The following is a 21,753-nucleotide window of genomic DNA, read 5'->3' as shown; positions in this document are numbered from 1 at the left end:
CTCCAGATAGTGACGAATTCTTTACTTACTAAAACCGGTAAATCTGGGTCAGACCCAAGGGTCTGACCCGACCGGCGGCTGCCGCGGGCTACTTTCCGGTGTTTAGTTGCGTTCCAGGTCGATATCGATACCCAGGGAACGGATCTCTTTCACCAGCACGTTGAACGATTCCGGCATGCCGGCGTCGATCACGTGGTCGCCCTTGACGAGGTTTTCGTACACTTTGGTACGGCCGTTCACGTCGTCGGACTTCACGGTCAGCATTTCTTGCAGCACGTAGGACGCGCCGTACGCTTCCAGCGCCCATACCTCCATCTCACCGAAGCGCTGGCCGCCGAACTGGGCTTTACCGCCCAGAGGCTGCTGCGTCACCAGCGAGTAAGGACCGGTGGAACGGGCGTGCATCTTGTCGTCGACCAGGTGGTGCAGCTTCAGCATGTGCATCACGCCCACGGTGACTTTGCGCTCGAACGCTTCGCCGGTGCGGCCGTCGTACATGGTGACCTGGTTCTTGGACGGGGTCATGCCCAGGTGCTTGGCGATATCGTCCGGATACGCCAGGTCCAGCATGCGGCGGATTTCCGATTCGTGCGCGCCGTCGAACACCGGGGTCGCGAACGGCACACCCTTCTTCAGGTTGGCCGCCAGCTTCATGATCTCGTCGTCGGACAGGGAAGCGATGTCTTCCTTGGCGCCGGACTCGTTGTACACGGTGGTCAGGTACTTGCGCATCTCTTCGACCTTGATCTGCGCTTGCAGCATTTCGCCGATACGGATGCCCAGGCCCTTCGCTGCCCAACCCAGGTGGGTTTCCAGGATCTGGCCAACGTTCATACGGGACGGAACACCCAGTGGGTTCAGCACCACGTCGGCCGGGGTACCGTCAGCCATGTACGGCATGTCTTCCACCGGAACGATACGCGAGACCACACCCTTGTTACCGTGGCGGCCTGCCATCTTGTCGCCGGACTGCAGGCGACGCTTGACGGCCAGGTACACCTTGACCATCTTCTGCACGCCAGGCTGCAGTTCGTCGCCCTGGGTCAGCTTCTTGCGCTTCTCTTCGAAGGCCAGGTCGAACTGGTGGCGCTTCTCGGCGATGGATTCCTTGATGGCTTCCAGGGCCTTGGCCATGTCTTCGTCGGCAGGACGGATGTCGAACCAGTGGAACTTGTCCAGGTCGTCCAGGTAGTCCTTGGTGACCTTGGCGCCTTTGGCCAGTTTCTTCGGACCGCCATTCACAACCTGGCCGATCATCATCTTTTCCAGACGCTGGAAGGCGTCGCCTTCCACGATACGCATCTGGTCGTTCAGGTCCAGGCGGTAGCGCTTCAGCTCATCGTCGATGATCTGCTGGGCGCGCTTGTCGCGCGGGATGCCTTCGCGGGTGAACACTTGCACGTCGATGACGGTACCAACCATGCCGGATGGAACGCGCAGCGAGGTGTCTTTCACGTCGGATGCTTTTTCGCCGAAGATCGCGCGCAGCAGCTTCTCTTCCGGGGTCAGCTGGGTTTCGCCTTTCGGGGTCACCTTACCGACCAGCACGTCGCCGGCTTGCACTTCAGCGCCGATGTACACGATGCCGGATTCGTCCAGGCGAGCCAGTTGGTTCTCGGCCAGGTTCGAAATATCGCGGGTGATTTCTTCCGCGCCCAGCTTGGTGTCACGGGCAACCACGGACAGTTCTTCGATGTGGATCGAGGTGTAACGGTCGTCTTTTACGACGTTTTCCGAGATCAGGATCGAGTCTTCGAAGTTCAGGCCATTCCATGGCATGAAGGCCACGGTCATGTTCTGGCCCAGTGCCAGTTCGCCCAGGTCAGTCGATGCGCCGTCGGCGATCACGTCGCCTTTGGCAACACGGTCGCCCACTTTGACGATAGGACGCTGGTTGATGTTGGTGTTCTGGTTGGAACGGGTGTACTTGATCAGGTTATAGATGTCCACACCGACTTCGCCAGCCTGTGCTTCTTCATCGTTCACGCGAATCACGACGCGGCCGGCGTCGATGTAGTCCACCACGCCGCCGCGCAGTGCCTGCACGGTGGTGCCGGAGTCGACTGCCACGGTGCGTTCGATACCGGTACCGACCAGCGCCTTTTCAGGACGCAGGCAAGGCACGGCCTGACGCTGCATGTTGGCGCCCATCAGTGCACGGTTCGCGTCATCGTGCTCCAGGAATGGAATCAGCGATGCGGCAACGGACACGATCTGGCCTGGGGCAACGTCCATGTACTGCACGCGCTCCGGGGAGACCAGGATGGTTTCGCCGGCTTCACGGGACGATACCAGTTCGTCGATCAGCTGACCCTGCTCATTCACTTTGGCGTTTGCCTGGGCGATGATGTAGCGGCCTTCTTCAATGGCCGACAGGTAATCGATCTTGTCGGTGACCTTGGAGCCTTCCACCTTGCGGTATGGGGTTTCCAGGAAGCCGTATTCGTTCAGGCGGGCGTACAGTGCCAGCGAGTTGATCAGGCCGATGTTCGGGCCTTCAGGCGTTTCGATCGGGCATACGCGGCCGTAGTGGGTCGGGTGCACGTCGCGCACTTCGAAGCCGGCGCGCTCGCGGGTCAGACCGCCAGGGCCCAGGGCCGATACGCGGCGCTTGTGGGTGATTTCAGACAGCGGGTTGGTCTGGTCCATGAACTGCGACAGCTGGGACGAGCCGAAGAACTCACGGATAGCAGCCGAGATCGGCTTGGAGTTGATCAGGTCGTGCGGCATCAGGTTGTCGGCTTCGGCCTGGCCCAGGCGTTCCTTGACGGCGCGCTCAACGCGCACCAGGCCGGCGCGGAACTGGTTCTCGGCCAGTTCGCCCACGCAACGCACGCGACGGTTACCCAGGTGGTCGATATCGTCGACTTCGCCGCGGCCATTGCGCAGCTCAACCAGGATCTTGATCACGGCCAGCACGTCTTCGTTGGACAGGGTCATGGCGCCGGTCAGTTCATCGCGGCTGATGCGGCGGTTGAACTTCATGCGGCCCACGGCCGACAGGTCGTAACGGTCCGGGCTGTAGAACAGGCCGTTGAACAGGGCTTCCACCGACTCTTCGGTTGGCGGTTCGCCAGGACGCATCATGCGGTAGATCGCCACGCGTGCGGCGGTCTGGTCGGCGGTGTCGTCGATACGCAGGGTCTGGGAGATGTAGCCGCCCTGGTCCAGGTCGTTGGTGTACAGGGTCTGGATGGCGCTGATGTTGGCATCGCGCAGCTTGCCCAGGGTTTCCTCGGTCAGCTCGTCGTTGGCCAGGGCCACCACTTCGCCGGTTTCCTGGTCGACGATATTCTTGGCCAGTACGCGGCCCAGCAGGTAGTCTTCCGGCACGGAGATGTGCTGGATGCCGGCTGCTTCGATCTCGCGCACGTGCTTGGCGTTGATACGCTTGTCCTTGGTGACGATGGTCTTGCCCGACTTCGGATCGACGATGTCGAAGCGCGCGACTTCACCGCGCAGGCGTTCGGACACGAACTCCATCTCCGCGCCTTCCGAACGCAGGGTAAAGTTGTCGAAGACGAAGAAGTTCGCCAGGATCTGTTCCGGCGTCATGCCGATCGCCTTCAGCAGGATCGATACCGGCATCTTGCGGCGACGGTCGACGCGGAAATACAGGATGTCTTTCGGGTCGAACTCGAAGTCCAGCCAGGAACCGCGGTAAGGGATGATACGGGCCGAGAACAGCAGCTTGCCGGACGAGTGGGTCTTGCCGCGGTCGTGCTCGAAGAACACGCCTGGCGAACGGTGCAGCTGGGAGACGATGACACGCTCGGTACCGTTGATCACGAACGAGCCGGTGGTGGTCATCAGGGGCAGTTCGCCCATGTAGACTTCCTGTTCCTTCATTTCCTTCACGACCGGCTTGGTTGGCGATTCCTTGTCCAGGATCACCAGGCGCACTTTGGCGCGCAGCGGGGAAGCGAAGGTCAGGCCGCGCAGCTGGCATTCCTTGACGTCGAACGCCGGGTCACCCAGGACATAGGACAGGAATTCCAGACGGGCGAAGCCGTTGTGGGAAACGATTGGGAAGATCGACGTGAAAGCCGATTGCAGGCCTTCGTTCTTGCGGTTTGCAACGGGAGTGTGCTCTTGCAAGAAGTTCTCGTAAGACTCGAGCTGGGTAGCCAGCAAGAACGGAACGTTGTGGACGTTGGCGCGTTTCGCAAAGGACTTGCGAATGCGTTTCTTCTCAGTAAATGAGTAGTGCATGGACACTCCGTGTGAGACAGGAAAAGGTAGAGAATTCAGCGTTGCGGGCGCGCTTCGCAAAGCTCAATTCACTATAAAACAACAACTTCTACTTCAGAGACGACAAAGGAGCCAAGGGCGGACCCATCCTTTCGGATGAGATCCGCCGCATTGGCTTCCTAAACTAAGGCAGTTACCCGCCTTGGTTCAATTACTTCAGGTCAGCTTTCGCGCCGGCTTCTTCCAGCTTCTTCTTAGCTGCTTCAGCGTCGGCCTTAGCCATTGCTTCTTTCACGGTCTTCGGTGCGCCGTCAACCAGGTCTTTGGCTTCTTTCAGGCCCAGACCGGTGATTTCGCGAACAGCCTTGATCACGCCAACTTTGTTAGCGCCGACTTCGGACAGAACCAGGTTGAATTCGGTCTGCTCTTCAGCAGCGGCTGCAGGACCTGCGCCACCAGCTGCTGGAGCTGCCATTGCAGCTGCGGACACGCCGAACTTTTCTTCGAATGCCTTGACCAGTTCGTTCAGGTCCATTACGGACATTTCGGACACTGCGTTCAGGATGTCGTCTTTGGAAATTGCCATTTGAAACTCCTAATTTGTTTGTAATACTACAGAATTGGTATTGACTAAGAAACCAGGCCAGCGATTAAGCGGCTTCGGTTTCTTTTTTGGCTGCCAGAGCAGCCAGGCCACGTGCAAAGCCCGACACCGGAGCCAGCATAACGCCCAACAGCTGCGAGATGAGGACTTCACGGCTAGGAATGCTCGCCAGTGCGGTAACGCCAGCTACGTCGAGCTGCTTACCTGCATAGTTACCAGCCTTCAGGACCAGTTTGTCGTTGGTTTTGGCGAAGTCGGCGAGGACTTTCGCTGCAGCAACAGCATCATCCGAGATCGAGTAGATCAGCGGACCGGTCATGGAATCGGCCAGAGCGGCGAACTGCGTGCCTTCTACTGCACGACGTGCCAGGGTGTTCTTCAGAACACGGATGTACACGCCTTGCGCACGCGCATTAGCACGGAGTTTAGTCAAGTGACCAACCTGGATGCCACGGTACTCGGCCACAGCGATAGTTTGCGCAGTTGCTACTTTTGCGGAAACTTCGGCAACGACGGCCTTTTTGTCATTCAGATTGAGACCCACGGTCTTCTCCTTAAATAATGCTTGGCTTGCGCCTCGCATCGGTTCGAACAACGGCGTCCGAGGTTTAGGAGTCTAAAGGGACTACATAAACTTGTTCGGGATCACCATCTGCGTTGGGAGCCCTTCGGCTATTAACCAGATGCCTACCTGATGCATCCAGCCCAACGGTCTTTGAAGGCATGGCGACGGCAGAACCGCCGCCAACCCAAAGATCCGCCCAGTCTTCCGGCTGGGACTTAATTCTTTACTCTAACCAGCGGTATCAGGGGCGAACACGCTTCGCGTATCAGCACCTGACACCGGAAGGTTATTACAGGCCAGCGTGGTCTACGCGTACGCCAGCGCCCATGGTGGACGACAGGGATACTTTGCGCAGGTACACGCCTTTGGACGAAGCTGGCTTAGCCTTGTTCAGGGCGTCGATCAGAGCAACCAGGTTGGTCTTCAGATCAGCGTCGGCGAACGACTTGCGGCCAATGGTGGCGTGGATGATACCTGCCTTGTCGGTACGGTACTGAACCTGGCCGGCTTTCGCGTTTTTCACAGCGGTAGCGACGTCAGGGGTAACGGTGCCCACTTTCGGGTTAGGCATCAGGCCACGTGGGCCCAGGATCTGACCCAGGGTACCAACGATACGCATGGTGTCTGGGGAAGCGATCACGATGTCGAAAGGCATGTCGCCGGCTTTGACGCGCTCAGCCAGGTCTTCCATACCAACAACGTCAGCGCCGGCAGCTTTAGCTTGCTCAGCCTTGTCGCCGGTTGCGAACACAGCAACGCGAACGGTCTTGCCGGTGCCAGCTGGCAGAACCACGGAACCGCGCACAACCTGGTCGGACTTCTTAGGGTCCACGCCCAGTTGAACGGACACGTCGATGGATTCGTTGAACTTGGCGGTAGCCAGTTCTTTCACCAGGGCGACAGCGTTGTCGAAAGCGTACACTTTGGTACGGTCTACTTTAGCCTTGATGGCTTGAGCGCGCTTGGACAGTTTTGCCATGATTAGATGCCCTCTACGGTGATGCCCATGGAACGTGCGGAACCAGCGATGGTGCGAACAGCAGCATCCAGGTCGGCAGCGGTCAGGTCCGGGGTCTTCAGTTTAGCGATTTCTTCAGCTTGAGCGCGGGTCAGCTTGCCTACCTTGTCGGTATGTGGCTTAGCGGAACCTTTTTGCACGCCGGAGTGCTTCTTGATCAGGAAGGTCGCTGGAGGGGTCTTCATCACGAAGGTGAAGGACTTGTCCGCGAACGCAGTGATCACGACTGGGATCGGCATGCCTGGTTCCATACCTTGGGTCTGCGCGTTGAACGCTTTGCAGAATTCCATGATGTTCAGACCGCGCTGGCCCAGTGCTGGACCGATTGGAGGGGATGGGTTTGCCTTACCTGCTGGAACTTGCAGCTTGATAAAGCCAATGATTTTCTTTGCCATTTGGGCACTTCCTATCGTTGGATTGAGTAGTAGCGCCCCGCACGCGGCGGGGCTCCTCTTGTTTGACTGATTAGACGCTCAGCCAGGCGTTAAACTTTTTCGACTTGACCGAATTCCAGTTCGACTGGGGTCGCGCGGCCGAAGATGGTGACAGATACACGCACCTTGGATTTCTCGTAGTTGACTTCTTCGACGTTGCCGTTGAAGTCAGTGAACGGGCCATCCTTGATGCGGACTTGCTCGCCCACTTCGTACAACACTTTCGGACGCGGCTTTTCCACGCCTTCCTGCATTTGCTGCATGATCTTGTCGATCTCGCGCGCAGGGATCGGGGTCGGCTTGTTCGACTTGCCGCCGATGAAGCCGGTCACTTTGCTGGTGTTCTTCACCAGGTGCCAGGTTTCATCAGTCATTTCCATTTCCACCAGCACATAGCCTGGGAAGAAGCGGCGCTCGGTAACGGACTTCTGCCCGTTACGAACTTCAACGACTTCTTCGGTCGGCACCAGGATCTGGCCGAACTGGTCTTGCATGCCGGCGCGCTCGACGCGCTCCATCAGGGCGCGCTGTACGCTTTTCTCCATGCCGGAGTAGGCATGCACGACGTACCAGCGCTTGTTGCTGACTGGCGTCGACACTGCCTGCGCAGGCTCTTCCTTGCCTGGCTCGTCTTGTACAATTTCGCTCATTATTTCTTCCAACCCAGGATGAGGTCGTACAACACAAATTCGAGGATCTTATCCGTGCCCCAGAGGAAAATCGCCATGACCAGCACAAAAGCAAACACGATCAGAGTGATCTGACGGGCTTCCTTGTGGGTCGGCCACACAACTTTCTTGGTCTCGCGAACGGATTCTTTCGCAAAATTCAGGAAATCACGGCCTGCAGCAGAGGTGTACGCGATGCCGGCGGAAATAAGCAAACCAACCACAAGCGCGGCTGCCCGCACCAGGGTTGGTTTACCGGTCAGGACAAAGAATCCGACCACGCCTGCAATCAACGCCACAACTGCCAACACGACTTTGAACTTATCGTTCGTCGTGCTAACGGTTTGCACGGATTGATTAGACATTTACTTTTTACTTTCGGTGCCCTGCACCAGATTCGGTGGCAGGGGCGGAGGGCATCGAACCCCCAACCTTCGGTTTTGGAGACCGACGCTCTGCCAATTGAGCTACGCCCCTACGTAAAACTTTACAGTGGAATCCGTAATTCTAGCACCCATCAGCGATGGGCGCTAGACTTGGCTGGATTCTTTTCGCCTTAGCCCAGGATCTTGGCTACGACGCCCGCGCCGACGGTACGGCCGCCTTCACGGATAGCGAAACGCAGGCCTTCTTCCATAGCGATCGGGGAGATCAGCTTGACGGTGATGGAGACGTTGTCGCCTGGCATAACCATTTCCTTGTCCGCTGGCAGCTCGATGGAGCCGGTCACGTCGGTGGTACGGAAGTAGAACTGTGGACGATAGTTGTTGAAGAACGGGGTGTGACGGCCGCCTTCATCTTTCGACAGAACGTAGATCTCGCCGGTGAAGTGATCGTGCGGCTTGATCGAACCTGGCTTGGCCAGAACCTGGCCACGCTGGACGTCTTCACGCTTGGTGCCGCGCAGCAGCAGGCCAACGTTGTCGCCGGCTTGACCCTGGTCCAGCAGCTTGCGGAACATTTCCACGCCGGTGCAGGTGGTCTTCACGGTGTCGATGATGCCGACGATTTCGATTTCTTCGCCGACCTTGATCACGCCGCGCTCAACACGACCGGTCACCACGGTACCGCGGCCGGAGATCGAGAACACGTCTTCCACAGGCATCAGGAAGGCGCCGTCAACTGCGCGCTCTGGGGTTGGGATGTAGGAGTCCAGGGCTTCAGCCAGACGGATGATGCACTCTTCGCCCATTTCGCCCGGCTGGCCTTCCAGCGCCATACGTGCCGAACCCTTGATGATTGGCAGGTCGTCGCCTGGGAATTCGTACTTGGAGAGCAGCTCGCGCACTTCCATTTCGACCAGTTCCAGCAGTTCTGCGTCGTCAACCAGGTCGCACTTGTTCAGGAACACGATGATGTATGGAACGCCAACCTGGCGTGCCAGCAGGATGTGCTCGCGGGTCTGTGGCATTGGGCCGTCAGCTGCGGAGCAAACCAGGATCGCACCGTCCATCTGCGCAGCACCGGTAATCATGTTCTTGATGTAGTCGGCGTGGCCTGGGCAGTCAACGTGAGCGTAGTGACGGTTGGCGGTCTCGTACTCAACGTGGGCGGTGTTGATGGTAATGCCGCGTGCTTTTTCTTCTGGAGCAGCGTCGATCTGGTCGTAAGCTTTGGCTTCGCCGCCGAATTTCTTCGACAGGACGGTTGCGATAGCAGCGGTCAGGGTGGTCTTGCCATGGTCAACGTGACCGATGGTGCCAACGTTCACGTGCGGCTTAGTCCGCTCGAACTTTTCTTTTGCCATTTTAGACTCCTAACAAATGTGAGTTGCTGGGCACGCGCCCGACTAATCAGATGGATACTGCAGAATTCTGGTGCCCTTGACGTGGATTGAACACGTGGCCTCTCCCTTACCAAGGGAGTGCTCTACCACTGAGCTACAAGGGCTTATTTTTACTACTTTGCTGCTATGGAGCGGGTGAAGGGAATCGAACCCTCGTCTTAAGCTTGGAAGGCTTCAGCTCTACCATTGAGCTACACCCGCGAGGTTTCCGACTACATTCGACTACTACTTCACTCAGCTACCTGCAAGCTTTGGTGGAGGGGACTGGATTCGAACCAGTGTACTCATAAGAGGGCAGATTTACAGTCTGCTGCCTTTAACCACTCGGCCACCCCTCCGCGAAGGAACCGCAGAGTATGAAGCAACTTTCCAACACTGTCAACACCGTTATTTGCTTATTTCGCAAACGCTGCATGACCGTGCGCTTCGGGGCGAGATTGTAATGGCTACTCCTGCAAATTTGCAAGTGTTGTTTTTGGGTTGCACCGTTTGCTATAAAATCGGTCAACTTGTCCTGTGCCTCCGAGCGCTCATTCTGTGAAGAATACCTCTCCCGGCTGGCTGCAAACATTGGCCGCCAACCTGTTGCTGCTGGCGGCTTATGCGGTCATCGGCCGCTTTTGCCTCTACCTGTCGCTGGCGCCCGGTTATGCCAGCCCGCTCTTCCTGCCGGCCGGGATTGCCCTGGCTGGCGTCGTCACCTTTGGCCCGCGCTTGCTGCCGGGGATTGCGATTGGCGCCCTGCTGATCAATTTCCTGCCGCTGCCGGGCGCCGCCAATCCGCTGACCCTGCCGCCCCTGCCACAAGGACTGGCAGCGCTGGCCGCCGCCTTCGGCTCCGCACTGCAAGCTTGGCTGGGCAGCCTGTATTTCCGCCGCGCCATCCGCCCGGAAATCGGCGCCGGGCGCGATGTGCTGCGCTTCCTGTTGTTGGCCGTTTGCGTCACGCTGGTGAGCAGTACGCTGTCCAACGCCGCGGCCGTTGCCGCCGGCGCCATTGCCCCAGCCGGTTTGCTGACAAGCTGGCTGACCTGGTGGATCGGCGATGCCATTGGCGTCCTGTTGGCCGCGCCACTGTGCTGGGTGCTGTTCGGCCAGCCGCGCGTGCTGTGGCAGCGCCGCCGCCTGCTGGTCGGCCTGCCGCAACTGTTCCTGGTCACCCTGTGCGTCATGCTGTACGTGCTGGTGGCGCGCTGGGAAACACGGCAGCACCTGGAAGGCTTCCGGCTTAAGGCGCAGCAGGTGGGCGACTTGCTGCAGTCCCGCTTCAGCGAACATGAACGCTATGTGTTCGCCATGGCGCGCGCCATCAACCGCTATGGGCGCGTGATGTCGGCGCAAGGCTTCGACAAGATTGCGCACGGTTACCTCGACCAACGTCCTGAATTGCTGTCCATGGCCTGGTTGCGCCCCGTATCGGAGGCAGAGCGGCCGGCTTTCGAAACCTGGGCGCGCGATACCATCGGCCCCGATTTCCGCATGATCGCCCCCGCCACCGGTCCCGGCCACACGCACAGCCACGCCGGCCACGAGCAGCCAGAGGTGCCGCCAGGCGACCACATGGTGACATTGTTCATCGAGCCTGCCGCGCGCCGACATTACCAGGGCCTGGACTGGCTGGCGGAACCGGTACGCGCCCAGGCGGTGCATGAGGCGCTGCGTACCGGCAAGCCGGTCGCCAGCGCACCGGTGGCACTCTCCATGCCTGGCGAAGGCAGCGGCGTGGTCTTGCTGCAAGCCGTCGATCCGGGCGACGGCCAGCCGGCGGCGGGCATGCTGCTGCTGGCCATGCAGATCGACTCCTACGTCAACGGGGCGCTGGCCACCGCCGATTTCCCGCATATCCAGGCGCGCCTGGTGGATCGCAGCATGCCCGGCCCGACAACGCTGATCGACCAGTTGTCGCGCGCGCCGAGCGATGAAGACTATTGGCGCAAGCTCAGCCTTGGCGGCCGCGACTACGAGCTGGTCCTGGTCCCCTCGGCGGCCTACATGGTGCACCAGCATGGCTGGCAAAGCTGGCTGGTGCTGAGCGCAGGCCTGATGCTGACCGGCCTGCTCGGCGCCTTGATGCTGCTGACCAGCGGCGAACGCGCCCAGATCCAGCAGCAGGTGAAGGAAAGCACGATACGCCTGCGCGAACGCGAAGCGCGCCTGCAGGCCATCCTCGACAAGGCGGCCGACGCCATCCTGACCATCGATGCCGATGGCTTGCTGGTGTCTGCCAACGCGGCGGCCTGCCGCCTGTTCGGCTATCCGACGGAAGCGCTGTCCGGCATGCCGCTGGCGATCCTGCTGCCCGAAGCGGAAAGCGACAGCGCGGCGCGCCTGCTGCGCAATATCGCCGGCGGCGCCACCCACGAGCACGAATCAAGCGGGCGTCGGCACGACGGCAGCATCTTCCCGATTGCGATTTCAGTGAGCGAAGTCGAGCTCCCCGACGGCAATGTGTTCGTCGCCATCCTGCACGACCTGACCGAACAGCAGCGCGCGCAGGAGCGCATCTACAAGCTGGCCCACCACGATCCGCTGACCGGGCTGGACAACCGCCTGTCGCTCAACCTGCGCCTCGACCAGCTGCTGGCGCAGACCCGGCGCGCGAACGGCGCGGCGGCGGTGATGTTCCTGGACCTTGACCACTTCAAGAAGATCAACGACACCCACGGCCACGCCACCGGCGACCAGTTGCTGGTGGCCGTGGCCGACCGCCTGCGCGACTTGCTGCGCGAAGTCGACACCATCGCCCGGCTTGGCGGCGATGAATTCATCGTGGTCACGGGCGGCAACGTGACGCCAGCCGAAGCGAGCCAGATTGCCGTGCGCATCGTGGCCGCTCTGGCCGAGCCGTTCCACCTGGCGGGCAAGACGATCCACACCGGCACCAGCGTCGGCGTGGCCATGTTCCCGCCCGATGGCCACGACAGCGCCACCCTGCTGCGCCATGCGGATACGGCGATGTATGCGGCCAAGAGCCAGGGCCGCGGCAACTTCCAGTTCTTCGAAGCGGCCATGAATGCCGCTACCCACGACCGGCTGATGATGGAGAACCGCCTGTGGCAGGCGCAGGAACGCAAGGAATTCGAGCTTTACCTGCAGCCGCAGGTGGACTTGAGCACGCGCCGCGTGATCGGCGCGGAGGTGCTGCTGCGCTGGCACCATCCGGAGCTGGGCATGGTGGGGCCGGATCGCTTTATCCCGATTGCGGAAGAGTCAGGGCTGATCCTGCCGCTGGGGGAATGGGTGCTGCAGCAGACAGTCGGCTTGCTGCGGCGCTGGGAGGGTTCGATGCGGCTGGCGGTCAACCTGTCGGCGCGCCAATGCCATGGCGGCGCCCTGTTGCCGCTGCTGGACCAGTTGCTGCGCGAGAGCGGGATCGATTCTTCGCTGCTGGAACTGGAAATTACCGAGTCGGCGGCGATGCAGGATCCGGAGCGTAGCCGCGACTTGCTGCGCGAACTGCGGGCGCGCGGGATCAGGGTGGCGATTGATGATTTTGGGACGGGGTATTCGTCGCTCAGCTACCTGAAGTTGTTTGAGCTCGACCGGATCAAGATCGACCGGGGGTTTGTGAAGGATATCGAGAGTGATCCGAATGATGCGGCGATTGTGACCGCGACCATCGGGCTGGCGCATGCACTGGGACTGGGCGTGGTGGCGGAAGGCGTTGAGACGGAGGCGCAGGTCGAATTCTTGCGCAGTAAGTCCTGCAACGAGGCGCAGGGGTATTTGTTTGCGCGGCCAATGCCGGTGGCGGAGTTCGAGGCTCTTGCCGGGCGGCTGCCGGAGACGGCTTAAAACCGGTAAACCGGGGTCTGACCCAAGGGTCAGACCCTCACCGGTCTCGAAGCCTCGGGGCTGGTTCTGGGCCTTTGACTGGTTGAGAAGATCAACGTCGCACAACCAAAACCCGCGCCGGTCGATCTGACTGGGTCTAGGGCGACAAAGCCGCCAACACCTGCGCCTTCAACGCCCGAATCAGCGAAGTCTCATCCGGCGGCACACCTTCCGGCGCCGGCAGCGCCCGATCCGCATAGAACAAGCCAAGCTGCACGCCCTGCACCACCAGCGGCAGCACGATAAAGCTGCGCGCATCGGGCAACAGATCCAGATGCCACTTCGGCAGCAGGTCGCGAATCTTGGCCACATTCGCATCCGCAATCATCAAGTCCGCATCGTTATCCAGCGCCAGGTGGAACAGATCCTTGCCCTGCAGCGGAAACACAAACCCCTCCAGGCGCAAGGCCCGCTGATCGCCCAAGGCGATACGTGCCCGGAACTGCCCCGCCTTCGCATCTTTCAGGCAAACCGTCGCAAAGCGGAACCCCATGCTGCGATACAAAGTCTCCAGCACTGCCTGCACCAGCTCATTGACGCGCGCCTTGCCCTCCACCCGCATCTCGGTCAGCTCCTGCACGCCCGCCAGCAGCTGTTCGCGCGCGTCATACGGCTTGCCGCTCGGATAAGCGCCCTCCTTCGCGCCCGCATCCAGGCTGGCCAGCGCCAGCACGCTCGGCAAGGTGCCCGCCGGTCCCGGCGCCTCGGCCGATTCCGCATAAGGATCGCCCGGCTCGCCGGCACTGCCGCCGGCAGCGCTGTCCAGCTGCATGCTGTTCAACAAGGCATCCATGCTGCTGCGCGCGCGGGTCAGCACCATGGTCACCTGCTCGCGCTCCAGCCCGAGCGCATTGCCGAAGCGCTGGTGCAGCAGCCGCACGTCGTCGGCAGCCGCGCCGCCCAGTCGGGTCAGTGCACGTGCCGCATCCATGCTGAAGTGCACCACCTGCCGTATCCACTCCGTGCGGTCCGCCGGCGGCCGCAAGGTGCTGCCATACAAGGGAGTCAGCGAACGGATGATCACATCGGGAATCTTCCACTCGCGCAGCACGGTCGCCGTCAAGGTGTCGTAGGTGCTGCCCAGTATCATTTGCGAAGCCTGGGCCTGCGAATGTTCGCCAGCCACGACCAGGGCATTGATTTCGCGAAAGCGCTCATGCTCGCGCGAGGCAATCAGCAACGGCCCCAGGTTCTTGAACAGCGCGCCGATGGCCGCTTCTTCCGCCTTCTGGTAAGGGCTGTAGCGCGCCAGTTCACGCCCCACCAGGCTGGCGCACAGCGCCGCTTCCAGCTCGACCCGCACGCTTTGCGCATGCCTGCTGTTGGCCATGGTGTCGACCAGCAGCATGGCCAGCGCCGTGGTTTTCACATTATCGAAACCAAGCAGCGAAATGGCATGGGAAATTGTGGTTACCGGCGCACCCGAAGCCTGCCGGTATTGCGGCGTATTGGCCAAGCGCAGGATCTTCTGCGTCAGCGCGACGTCGGACAGCACGTGGTAGGCCAGGCTTTGCGTGCCCTGGTCGTCCGAGTCGGCCATTTGCACGACGCGCGCGATCGACGCACCAAGCGCAAACAAGCCCTCATCGTCGCTGCATAGCTTTTTCAGCAGGTAGGCACGGACCGGGCGTTCTTCTGGTGGATGGGAGCTCATAGCCCATTGTAGCCCCAGCGGCTATCAGATCGCGACGCGCACTCCGGCTTCGCGCCGCGCGGCGGGGCGGATGTTGTATTTCTTCAATATGTCCTGGTGCAGGCCAGCCAGTGCGTTCAGCTTGTCGTTGGCCGGGTCGAGGCGGCGCACCGTGGTCACCAGCGCCAGCGCATGGCGGCCGAGGGCATCGTCCCAGCCTTCGTTCTCCAGGCATTTCAAGATCGCGACCGCCGCGTTGAAGGCCACCTGCGCGTTGTCCGGCAGCTTCGCCACGGCTTCCAGCATCAGGTCGACCGCGCCGCGGAAATCGCCCTTCTTTGCCAGCGCCGCGCCCGCGGCCACCATCTCGCCGACCTCGTTGCGGCTTTCGTCGGCCAGGCGCTGGCCCAGTGCGGCGTGGCCGCTCTTTTCCATCATGTGCAGGGCGCGTTCCATGGCGCCCGGCGTGGCGGAGTTGCGCATGACGTCACGCATCACTTCCGTCGCCTGCTCCTCCTTGCCCACCTCCAGGCAGGTGCGCGCCAGTTCCATCTTCATTTCATTCGACAGGCCGCTGGCCGTACGCACGCCCGTCACTGCATAATCCAGCGAGGCATTCATGCGCGCCACGTTGCCGGTGAATTCATGCAGCGCGGCCGAGGCGATGGCGCTGCAAACATCGGTGTTGGGGGTGCCCGACAGCGACTTGTCCAGGTCGCGGATCACGGCGGCCGCCTGCACCGGGTCGCCCTTCTTGACCAGGGTTTGCGCCAGCCTGGCATGGTCTTCCGGTGTGCGGAATTCGGAATAGCGGGTCTTGCTCACCACCTGCTTGAAAGCACGTTCGGCACCATCGACGTCGCCTGCCTCCAGCGCCACTTCGCCCAGCCGCCGCAAGCGGCGCACCGCGTGCGGCGACAGTTCAACCGCGTTGGCCAGCACGGCTTGCGCTGCTGTCGGGTCGCCATTCGCTTCATGCGTGCGCGCCAGCCAGTCGTAGGCATCGAGGAAGCGCGTGTTCTTGCCCAGCAGCTCTTCCAGCATCTCGCGCGCAGCATCGTAGCGGCCGCGCAGGTACAGGGTCTTGGCCTGGCCCAGCCGGGCCCACGGTACCTGGCGGCTGTCCCACAGCTCGGCATACAGCGGCTCCGCCAGGTCCGGTTCGCCGGCCTGGATGTGCATCTCCGCGCGCAGGCGGCGGAAGTCCATGGCAAAGCGCGGCTGCACTTCCTCGCCTTCCTCGCAAGCTTCGATCGCTGCGCGCAAATCGCCCATGTCAATCAACTGGTACACCGGCAGCAAGGCATTGCGCCGGTCGAGGGCGCGCCAGATGCGCTCCAGCATGGCATCGGCCGCGAAAGGCTTGAGGATGTAATCGTTGGGCATCAGCTCGGCGGCACTGACCACTTTGCTGAACTGGCCTTCGCCGGTCACCATGAAGAACATGGTGGCGGCATTGATCAAGCGGTGGTGGCGCAGGTCTTCCAGCATTTGCTGGCCATCCTGGCCGCCTTCCAGGGCGTATTCGCACAGGACCAGGTCGTAGATCCGGGTTTCCAGCGCGCGGATGGCCTGGTTGGAACTGGCTGCATCGTCAATACGCACCAAACCGCACAAGCTCAGCATATTGTGCAAGCTGGCGCGCATGCTGGGATTGGGCTCGATGACCAGCGCTGTCAGGCCCTTCAGTTCGTTCATGGCTTTCGGCGTAGGACAAGGGCTAGGGCTAGGGCTGTCCTTATTTTAGCGCTTGCACGCTGCATGCCGTGAACTTTGGTGAGAATGAAGGTGGCAGCGCGGCGCGGCTGCCACAGTCGGGTTGCCTCAGCTGCCCTGGCCCAGGCCCGGGTTGCGTTCAACCACGTCGTTCAGGGCTGCCACCACCTCGGGATCGAACTGGGTGCCGGAACGGTCACGGATGTAGGTCATGACTTCCGGATACGGCCATGGCTCCTTGTACGGACGTTCGTGCAGCAAGGAATCGAAGACATCGACCACGGCCACGATACGTGCCGACAGAGGAATCTGCTTGCCCCTGAGCTGGTTCGGGTAGCCGCCGCCATCCCAGTGCTCATGGTGGCCGCCGGCGATTTCCGCGCCGTAAGTCAGGTAGCTGACGCCATCGACCATATTGGCTGCACGCTCCAGCACGCTACGCCCGACGGCAGCATGCGTTTGCATCAGCGCACGCTCGTCGTCGGTGTGGGGGCCGGGCTTCAGCAGGATATGGTCCGGCGTGGCGACCTTGCCTACGTCATGCAGGATCGAAGCGAGGCCGATCATGTCGACCAGTTGCGGGGTCAGCTCGTCATCGTAGGTGCCGCGCTCTTTCAGGCGCGCCGCGATCGCCGAGGACAGCTGCTGCACGCGCCGCACATGGCCGCCGGTGCAGCCGTCGCGGAATTCCGCCAGGTCGGCCAGCGCCACCACTGTGGCCTCCTGCGCCTTGCGCAGCTGGCCGAACATGTACAGGTTGTCGAAGGCAGCGGCGATACGCTCGCAGAATACTTCCAGCAGGTCGCGCTGGATCTGGGCCAGCGGCCAGGGCGGCGTCACCGAAATCAGCACGTCGCGGCTTTCCTGGGTGTGGATGAACAGCACATTGGCCGGGTGTTCGAACTGGCTTTTCTTTTCCTTGAACGCCTTCTGGATGGTCGGCCACAGCGGGTGGCTTTCCGGCATCTGTTCGTTTTCCGCCAGCGGCGCGTAACCGCCGGTAGCCGCCACCACGGTCGTGTCGCCGGTGTCGACCTGCATCAGGCACAGCACGCCGTCCGCGCCCACGTCGAGGATGGCCGACACCTGGTTCAGCACGCCCGACGCGAATTCGCGCAACGAATGGATCTGGTACAGGTTGGTCGCGCCGGCCAGGATCTTGCCCAGGCCGATGCGCGAGCGCTCCAGCATGTTCAGGCTTTCATATGCGCGCAGGGCCGAAATCACGGTGGTGAACAGCTTCTGCGTGGTCAGCTCGGTCTTGGCCTTGTAATCGTTGATGTCGTATTCGATGATGACGCGCTGTTCCGGCGCCTGGCCCGGCTGGCCGGTGCGCAGCACCACGCGCACGATGGAATTGTGCAGCTCTTCACGGATGCGGCGTGCCAGCAGCAGGCCGGCATCGTCGGTTTCCATCACCACGTCGAGCAATACCAGGGCGATGTCCGGCGTGTCGCGCAGGATCTCGAATGCCTCGCGGCCGCTGTAGGCCGAAAACAACTCCAGCTCGCGCCCCTTGAAACTGACATTGCGCAGCGCCAGGCGGGTCACCGCATGCACGTCCTGGTCGTCGTCCACAATCAGCACGCGCCACAGCCGCTGTTCTGGGGATCCTGTCGATGGCGGCTGCTTCTCTTCCTCGTCTTCTTCGAGCAGCCAGTTGTCATCGACGGCTTGAGGGTCCGCCATGAAGTCTCCTTGATCAAAATGCGCTAATCTTTACATCCAGCATAATCAGAATTGACTTAGCTAGCAATTAAAAATTGCCCGCTCGTAAATCGCTTTGCACTCTGATACGCTTTGACAACACAGATTTTGCTAAAGGAAAAAAACCATGCAAGTTACTGCGCAAGAAGACGCGAGCCAAGGCAAGGAATTCCTGGCATTCAAGCTGGGTTCCGAAGAGTACGGCATCGATATCCTGAAAGTGCAAGAGATCCGCGGTTACGAAGCGGTCACCCGCATCGCCAATGCGCCCGAGTTCATCAAGGGCGTGATCAACCTGCGCGGCATCATCATTCCGGTGGTGGACATGCGCATCAAGTTCAAGCTGGGCGAGCCGGTGTATGACCAGTTCACGGTGGTCATCATCCTCAACATCAATGGCCGCGTGGTGGGCATGGTGGTGGACTCGGTATCTGACGTAACCACGCTGACGCCCGAACAGATCAAGCCGGCGCCGGACATGGGCACCGCCTTCAGCTCCGAATACATGATCGGCCTCGGCACGATTGACGCGCGCATGCTGATCCTGGTGGACATCTATCGCCTGATGGCCAGCCCTGAAATGGGCCTGAGCGAAACGCTGACAGCCGGCGCAGCTTAAAAGACTTTCATTTGTGCGTACAGCCGCTCTGGCCGGCCCCGAGGTTCAGGTTCTGGTAGCGGATTTCGTATTTGCCGTTCGATAGCTGGTCGACTACCAGCTTGTCGTGCGGCTGCACGTAGGCATAGCGCACGTTCGAGCGGCGCTCCAGGTCGTACACCTTGATGAAGACCGGCGCGGCGTTGGCACTGTTGTCCAGCGTCAGCTGCATGTCCTCGCCCTTGTTCCCGACCGGGAAACCTTCCACATAACCGGACTGTACTGGCCATGGTTCGCCGTTCGGCGCGACTGATGGGGCAACCTCGGCCTCGCAATCGACGGCGGCGCCGGGCAGCACCACCTGCGACAGGGCCAGTACCTTGATCGGCGGCGCCGCAGCGGCAGATACCGCCGGTTCCGGCGAGTAAGGCTTGGCGACGGCCCAGCCGTCGTCCGGCGTGACTTTTTCCACGCGCGGCGGGTGGATCTTCGGGGTGGCGGCCGCGGTGGCCGTCAGTTCGGCAGGCGGCTTGCCGCCCCAGGCGCCAGCCAGCACACTGGACATGGCGCGCGGCTCGGTCACCGTCAGCACCCCGCCCAGCCAGCCGGCTGCGGCGGCGCCGCCCACCGTGCCCCAGAAGCGCCAGGACTGGAGCACCCGGCGCCGGCGCGGCAGGTCGAGCTGGTCGGACCAGCCCGGCTCATGCGCTGGCTCGTGCCTGGTGCTTTCCAGCCATTCGATTTCCCATTCTTCCTGGGTGATCCACTCGTCGTGCTCCTTGCGGCGTTGCGGATCGGACAACGTGCCATACGCCGTGTTGACGATCGCCATGATGCGGGCCGCTTTTTCATCCCCCGGATTCTTGTCAGGATGGTATTTCTGGCTCAGGGCCTTGTAAGCAGCACGTATGACTTCCTGTGGCGCGCCTCGCGCTACCTTCAGGTTGTCATAGTGAGTATGTATCTTTCCCATCTCTCAATCATATTACAAACGGTGGCTGCGGTCGCTACGCAGCAATTGCCCCGGCAATTCGATGCCATGGCCAATCACGAGCACCTTGAACAATTCTCCCATTTCGGCTGGAGAAAGCAATTTCTGCAGCGCGTTGGCGTGCGGCAGGTAATGCAGGGCATCGGCAGGATCGAAACGCTGCATCAGCTCGCCGATGCCGGCGCCGATCAGGAAGCCGGCCTGGCTGTTATAAGCCATGACTTCGGCGCCTGCCTCCTGCGCCGCCAGCGCCATCGCGGTGAAGTCGACGTGGGCGGTGATGTCCTGCAGGCCCGGCAGGTAGAACGGTTCCGCGTGGGCGTGGTGGCGGTAGTGGCACATCAGGGTGCCGGTGGCGCGGTCGCCCAGGTAGTATTCGCGCGCCGGGAAGCCGTAGTCGAACAGGAAGGCGGCGCCCTGGCCTTTCGCCAGCATGCCAGCCAACGTGGCCATGAAGCCGCAGCCGGCGCCGTGCACTTCGGTGACATAGCCGACCGGCAGCGCTTGCGCGTCCGGGATCTGGCGTTCAATCTGCGCCAGCAGCGCAGCGCCGGCTGCCACCGGGTGCCAGGCGAAGCGCGCCCCGCCTGCCTCATCGGCCTGCGCGGCCACGTGCAATGACTGCCAGCCATTGTCGGCCAGGGTGACCACGTCGACCGGCATGGCATCCAGCACTTCGTTGCCGAATACCGCGCCTTCAAACGATTCCGGCAGGGCATCCAGCCAGCGCACCTGCGGGAAGGCGCGCAGCAGCTCTTGCTGGCGGGCGCGCAGCTCGCCCGAGAGTTCGACGATGGAATAGCTTTCGACCACGATGCCGGCTTGCGCCGCCTCGGTCAGGATATCCCTGGCCAGCTTGCCCGTTCCAGCGCCGAATTCAAGGATATGTGGCGCACTTTGGTCCATAATAGCGGCTGCAACATGCGCCAGCGATTGCCCGAACAGGGCGCTCAGCTCGGGTGCAGTTGTAAAATCGCCATCCTTGCCCAGCTTGGCGGCGCCGCCGCTGTAATAGCCCAGGCCGGGCGCATACAGCGCCAGCTCCATGAAGCGGGAAAACGGAATGGCGCCACCTTGCCGCGCAATGTCGTCGGCAATCAGGCGCTGCAGGGCTTGGGACGCGGCCAGCGCGTCGGGGGAAGGTGCTGGTAAAGACATGCCGGCATTGTAGCGGTTCAGCGCTGCCCGGCGCCATTTTGCTCAATTTGACTATGACTACTTCAACTCCGACGCCCGAACAGCCGCGCGTGGCCCTGGTGACCGGCGCCGGCCGCCGCCTGGGACGCGAAATCGCGCTAGGGCTGGCGCGCGCCGGCTGGGACATCGCCGTCCACTACCGCAACTCGCACGACGAAGCGCGCGAAGTGGCGCAGGCCGTCGCCGCCCTCGGCCGCCGCGCCATTACGCTGCAATGCGACCTGTCTGACGAAGAAGCCGTGCGCGGGCTGCTGCCCGCCGCAGTGAAGGCGTTGGAACGGGTGGACTGCGTGGTCAACAACGCGTCCCTGTTCGATTACGACAGCGACCTGAATTTCAGCCACGCCCGGCTTGACGCGCACATGCACGCCAACGTGGCGGCGCCGATCCAGCTGGCGCGCGCCCTGTACGATGCAACGCCGGAAGGCGGCCAGGCCGTGGTTGTGAACCTGCTGGACCAGAAGCTTTATAATCTCAACCCTGATTTCCTGTCCTACACCTTGTCCAAGGCAGCGCTGCAGGCGGCCAACACCATGCTGGCCCAGTCGCTGGCGCCGAAGGTCCGGGTGGTGGGCGTGGCGCCGGGCATCACCATGGTCTCCGGAGACCAGAGCGAGGAAGGCTTTGCCAAGGCGCACACCCAAACGCCGCTGGGCCGTTCCAGCACTCCTGAGGACATTGCCGCCGCCGTGGTCTATGCGGCAGGCGCGCGTGCGGTGACCGGCACTACCCTGCTGGTCGATGGCGGCCAGCATTTGCTGCCGTCGCCGCGCGACGTGATGTTCCTGGCCAAGTAAAGAATTTTCAATTT

At 61.6% G+C, this 21,753-nt stretch carries 16 protein-coding genes and 4 tRNA genes; 3 read left to right on the top strand and 17 right to left on the bottom strand.

Annotation, left to right across the window (positions count from 1 at the left end; genetic code table 11):
* Window positions 1-102: 102 nt before the first annotated feature.
* The 12 genes from rpoB to ACN9MZ_RS03545 all read right to left on the bottom strand — a co-directional run bounded on the left by rpoB (window position 103) and on the right by ACN9MZ_RS03545 (window position 9,604).
* Window positions 103-4,212, bottom strand: coding sequence for a DNA-directed RNA polymerase subunit beta (gene rpoB, locus ACN9MZ_RS03600; RefSeq protein WP_426340936.1), 4,110 nt, complete (start codon window positions 4,210-4,212; stop codon window positions 103-105).
* 190 nt (window positions 4,213-4,402) lie between these two features.
* Window positions 4,403-4,777: a 50S ribosomal protein L7/L12 gene (gene rplL / locus ACN9MZ_RS03595; protein ID WP_426340935.1), complete on the bottom strand. Its 375-nt coding sequence runs from the start codon at window positions 4,775-4,777 to the stop codon at window positions 4,403-4,405.
* 64 nt (window positions 4,778-4,841) lie between these two features.
* Window positions 4,842-5,339 (bottom strand): 50S ribosomal protein L10, encoded by a 498-nt coding sequence (gene rplJ, locus ACN9MZ_RS03590; protein WP_028103002.1) that lies wholly within the window; start codon window positions 5,337-5,339, stop codon window positions 4,842-4,844.
* Window positions 5,340-5,649: 310 nt separating this feature from the next.
* On the bottom strand, window positions 5,650-6,339 hold the full coding sequence (gene rplA, locus ACN9MZ_RS03585) for a 50S ribosomal protein L1 (RefSeq protein WP_426340934.1): 690 nt from the start codon (window positions 6,337-6,339) through the stop codon (window positions 5,650-5,652).
* Window positions 6,340-6,341: 2 nt separating this feature from the next.
* On the bottom strand, window positions 6,342-6,773 hold the full coding sequence (rplK, locus tag ACN9MZ_RS03580) for a 50S ribosomal protein L11 (RefSeq protein ID WP_028103004.1): 432 nt from the start codon (window positions 6,771-6,773) through the stop codon (window positions 6,342-6,344).
* Window positions 6,774-6,862: 89 nt separating this feature from the next.
* Window positions 6,863-7,462: a transcription termination/antitermination protein NusG gene (nusG, locus tag ACN9MZ_RS03575; RefSeq protein ID WP_055928282.1), complete on the bottom strand. Its 600-nt coding sequence runs from the start codon at window positions 7,460-7,462 to the stop codon at window positions 6,863-6,865.
* Window positions 7,462-7,845 (bottom strand): preprotein translocase subunit SecE, encoded by a 384-nt coding sequence (secE, locus tag ACN9MZ_RS03570; RefSeq protein WP_090436079.1) that lies wholly within the window; start codon window positions 7,843-7,845, stop codon window positions 7,462-7,464. The genes nusG and secE overlap by 1 nt, the downstream gene beginning before the upstream one ends.
* 36 nt (window positions 7,846-7,881) lie before the next feature.
* A tRNA-Trp gene (locus ACN9MZ_RS03565) sits at window positions 7,882-7,957 on the bottom strand.
* A gap of 79 nt (window positions 7,958-8,036) precedes the next feature.
* A complete protein-coding gene (gene tuf, locus ACN9MZ_RS03560) occupies window positions 8,037-9,227 on the bottom strand; it encodes an elongation factor Tu (RefSeq protein WP_426340933.1) in 1,191 nt (396 codons plus the stop codon).
* Window positions 9,228-9,295: 68 nt separating this feature from the next.
* Window positions 9,296-9,370 (bottom strand) — tRNA-Thr (locus tag ACN9MZ_RS03555).
* Between the two features lie 23 nt (window positions 9,371-9,393).
* Window positions 9,394-9,467, bottom strand: a tRNA-Gly gene (locus tag ACN9MZ_RS03550).
* A 51-nt stretch (window positions 9,468-9,518) separates the two neighbouring features.
* A tRNA-Tyr gene (locus ACN9MZ_RS03545) sits at window positions 9,519-9,604 on the bottom strand.
* Between the two features lie 199 nt (window positions 9,605-9,803).
* Here ACN9MZ_RS03545 and ACN9MZ_RS03540 point away from each other — a divergent pair.
* Window positions 9,804-13,061 carry an EAL domain-containing protein gene (locus tag ACN9MZ_RS03540; protein ID WP_426340932.1) on the top strand — a complete coding sequence of 1,086 codons (3,258 nt, stop codon included), beginning with the start codon at window positions 9,804-9,806 and terminating at the stop codon, window positions 13,059-13,061.
* Window positions 13,062-13,197: 136 nt separating this feature from the next.
* On the opposite strand, the gene ACN9MZ_RS03535 is transcribed toward ACN9MZ_RS03540, so the two are convergent.
* The 3 genes from ACN9MZ_RS03535 to ACN9MZ_RS03525 form a co-directional block, all read right to left on the bottom strand.
* Entirely contained in the window at window positions 13,198-14,754 is a 1,557-nt protein-coding gene (locus ACN9MZ_RS03535; protein WP_426340931.1) for an HDOD domain-containing protein, read from the bottom strand.
* A gap of 24 nt (window positions 14,755-14,778) precedes the next feature.
* Window positions 14,779-16,431 carry a tetratricopeptide repeat protein gene (locus ACN9MZ_RS03530; RefSeq protein WP_426340930.1) on the bottom strand — a complete coding sequence of 551 codons (1,653 nt, stop codon included), beginning with the start codon at window positions 16,429-16,431 and terminating at the stop codon, window positions 14,779-14,781.
* Between the two features lie 126 nt (window positions 16,432-16,557).
* Window positions 16,558-18,138, bottom strand: a complete 1,581-nt coding sequence (locus ACN9MZ_RS03525) for a DUF3369 domain-containing protein (protein WP_426340929.1) — start codon at window positions 18,136-18,138, stop codon at window positions 16,558-16,560.
* A 145-nt stretch (window positions 18,139-18,283) separates the two neighbouring features.
* Here ACN9MZ_RS03525 and ACN9MZ_RS03520 point away from each other — a divergent pair, with 145 nt between their 5' ends.
* Entirely contained in the window at window positions 18,284-18,775 is a 492-nt protein-coding gene (locus ACN9MZ_RS03520) for a chemotaxis protein CheW (protein ID WP_426340928.1), read from the top strand.
* 7 nt (window positions 18,776-18,782) lie between these two features.
* Here the strand turns inward: ACN9MZ_RS03520 and ACN9MZ_RS03515 are convergent, their stop codons facing one another.
* Both ACN9MZ_RS03515 and ACN9MZ_RS03510 read right to left on the bottom strand, forming a co-directional pair.
* Entirely contained in the window at window positions 18,783-19,727 is a 945-nt protein-coding gene (locus ACN9MZ_RS03515) for a J domain-containing protein (RefSeq protein ID WP_426340927.1), read from the bottom strand.
* 12 nt (window positions 19,728-19,739) lie between these two features.
* Complete coding sequence (locus ACN9MZ_RS03510) at window positions 19,740-20,903, bottom strand: class I SAM-dependent methyltransferase (protein WP_426340926.1); 1,164 nt, start codon at window positions 20,901-20,903, stop codon at window positions 19,740-19,742.
* Window positions 20,904-20,956: 53 nt separating this feature from the next.
* Here ACN9MZ_RS03510 and ACN9MZ_RS03505 point away from each other — a divergent pair, with 53 nt between their 5' ends.
* The gene (locus ACN9MZ_RS03505) at window positions 20,957-21,739 is read left to right on the top strand and encodes an SDR family oxidoreductase (protein ID WP_426340925.1); all 783 of its coding nucleotides are present in this window, start codon (window positions 20,957-20,959) and stop codon (window positions 21,737-21,739) included.
* The last annotated feature ends 14 nt before the right edge of the window (window positions 21,740-21,753 follow it).

Source organism: Pseudoduganella sp. S-14 (assembly GCF_049913285.1).
GTDB lineage: Bacteria > Pseudomonadota > Gammaproteobacteria > Burkholderiales > Burkholderiaceae_D > Rugamonas.
Note: the sequence above shows the minus strand (reverse complement) of the source record. Positions and strands in the feature narration are given on the sequence as shown.

Coding starts and splice junctions, on each gene's coding strand:
- tuf (WP_426340933.1), bottom strand. CDS start 9,227: ATGGCAAAAGAAAAGTTCGAGCGGACTAAGCCGCACGTGAACGTTGGC.
- rpoB (WP_426340936.1), bottom strand. CDS start 4,212: ATGCACTACTCATTTACTGAGAAGAAACGCATTCGCAAGTCCTTTGCG.
- ACN9MZ_RS03525 (WP_426340929.1), bottom strand. CDS start 18,138: ATGGCGGACCCTCAAGCCGTCGATGACAACTGGCTGCTCGAAGAAGAC.
- ACN9MZ_RS03520 (WP_426340928.1), top strand. CDS start 18,284: ATGCAAGTTACTGCGCAAGAAGACGCGAGCCAAGGCAAGGAATTCCTG.
- rplK (WP_028103004.1), bottom strand. CDS start 6,773: ATGGCAAAGAAAATCATTGGCTTTATCAAGCTGCAAGTTCCAGCAGGT.
- ACN9MZ_RS03505 (WP_426340925.1), top strand. CDS start 20,957: ATGACTACTTCAACTCCGACGCCCGAACAGCCGCGCGTGGCCCTGGTG.
- rplL (WP_426340935.1), bottom strand. CDS start 4,777: ATGGCAATTTCCAAAGACGACATCCTGAACGCAGTGTCCGAAATGTCC.
- secE (WP_090436079.1), bottom strand. CDS start 7,845: ATGTCTAATCAATCCGTGCAAACCGTTAGCACGACGAACGATAAGTTC.
- nusG (WP_055928282.1), bottom strand. CDS start 7,462: ATGAGCGAAATTGTACAAGACGAGCCAGGCAAGGAAGAGCCTGCGCAG.
- ACN9MZ_RS03530 (WP_426340930.1), bottom strand. CDS start 16,431: ATGAACGAACTGAAGGGCCTGACAGCGCTGGTCATCGAGCCCAATCCC.
- ACN9MZ_RS03510 (WP_426340926.1), bottom strand. CDS start 20,903: ATGTCTTTACCAGCACCTTCCCCCGACGCGCTGGCCGCGTCCCAAGCC.
- ACN9MZ_RS03515 (WP_426340927.1), bottom strand. CDS start 19,727: ATGGGAAAGATACATACTCACTATGACAACCTGAAGGTAGCGCGAGGC.
- ACN9MZ_RS03535 (WP_426340931.1), bottom strand. CDS start 14,754: ATGAGCTCCCATCCACCAGAAGAACGCCCGGTCCGTGCCTACCTGCTG.
- rplA (WP_426340934.1), bottom strand. CDS start 6,339: ATGGCAAAACTGTCCAAGCGCGCTCAAGCCATCAAGGCTAAAGTAGAC.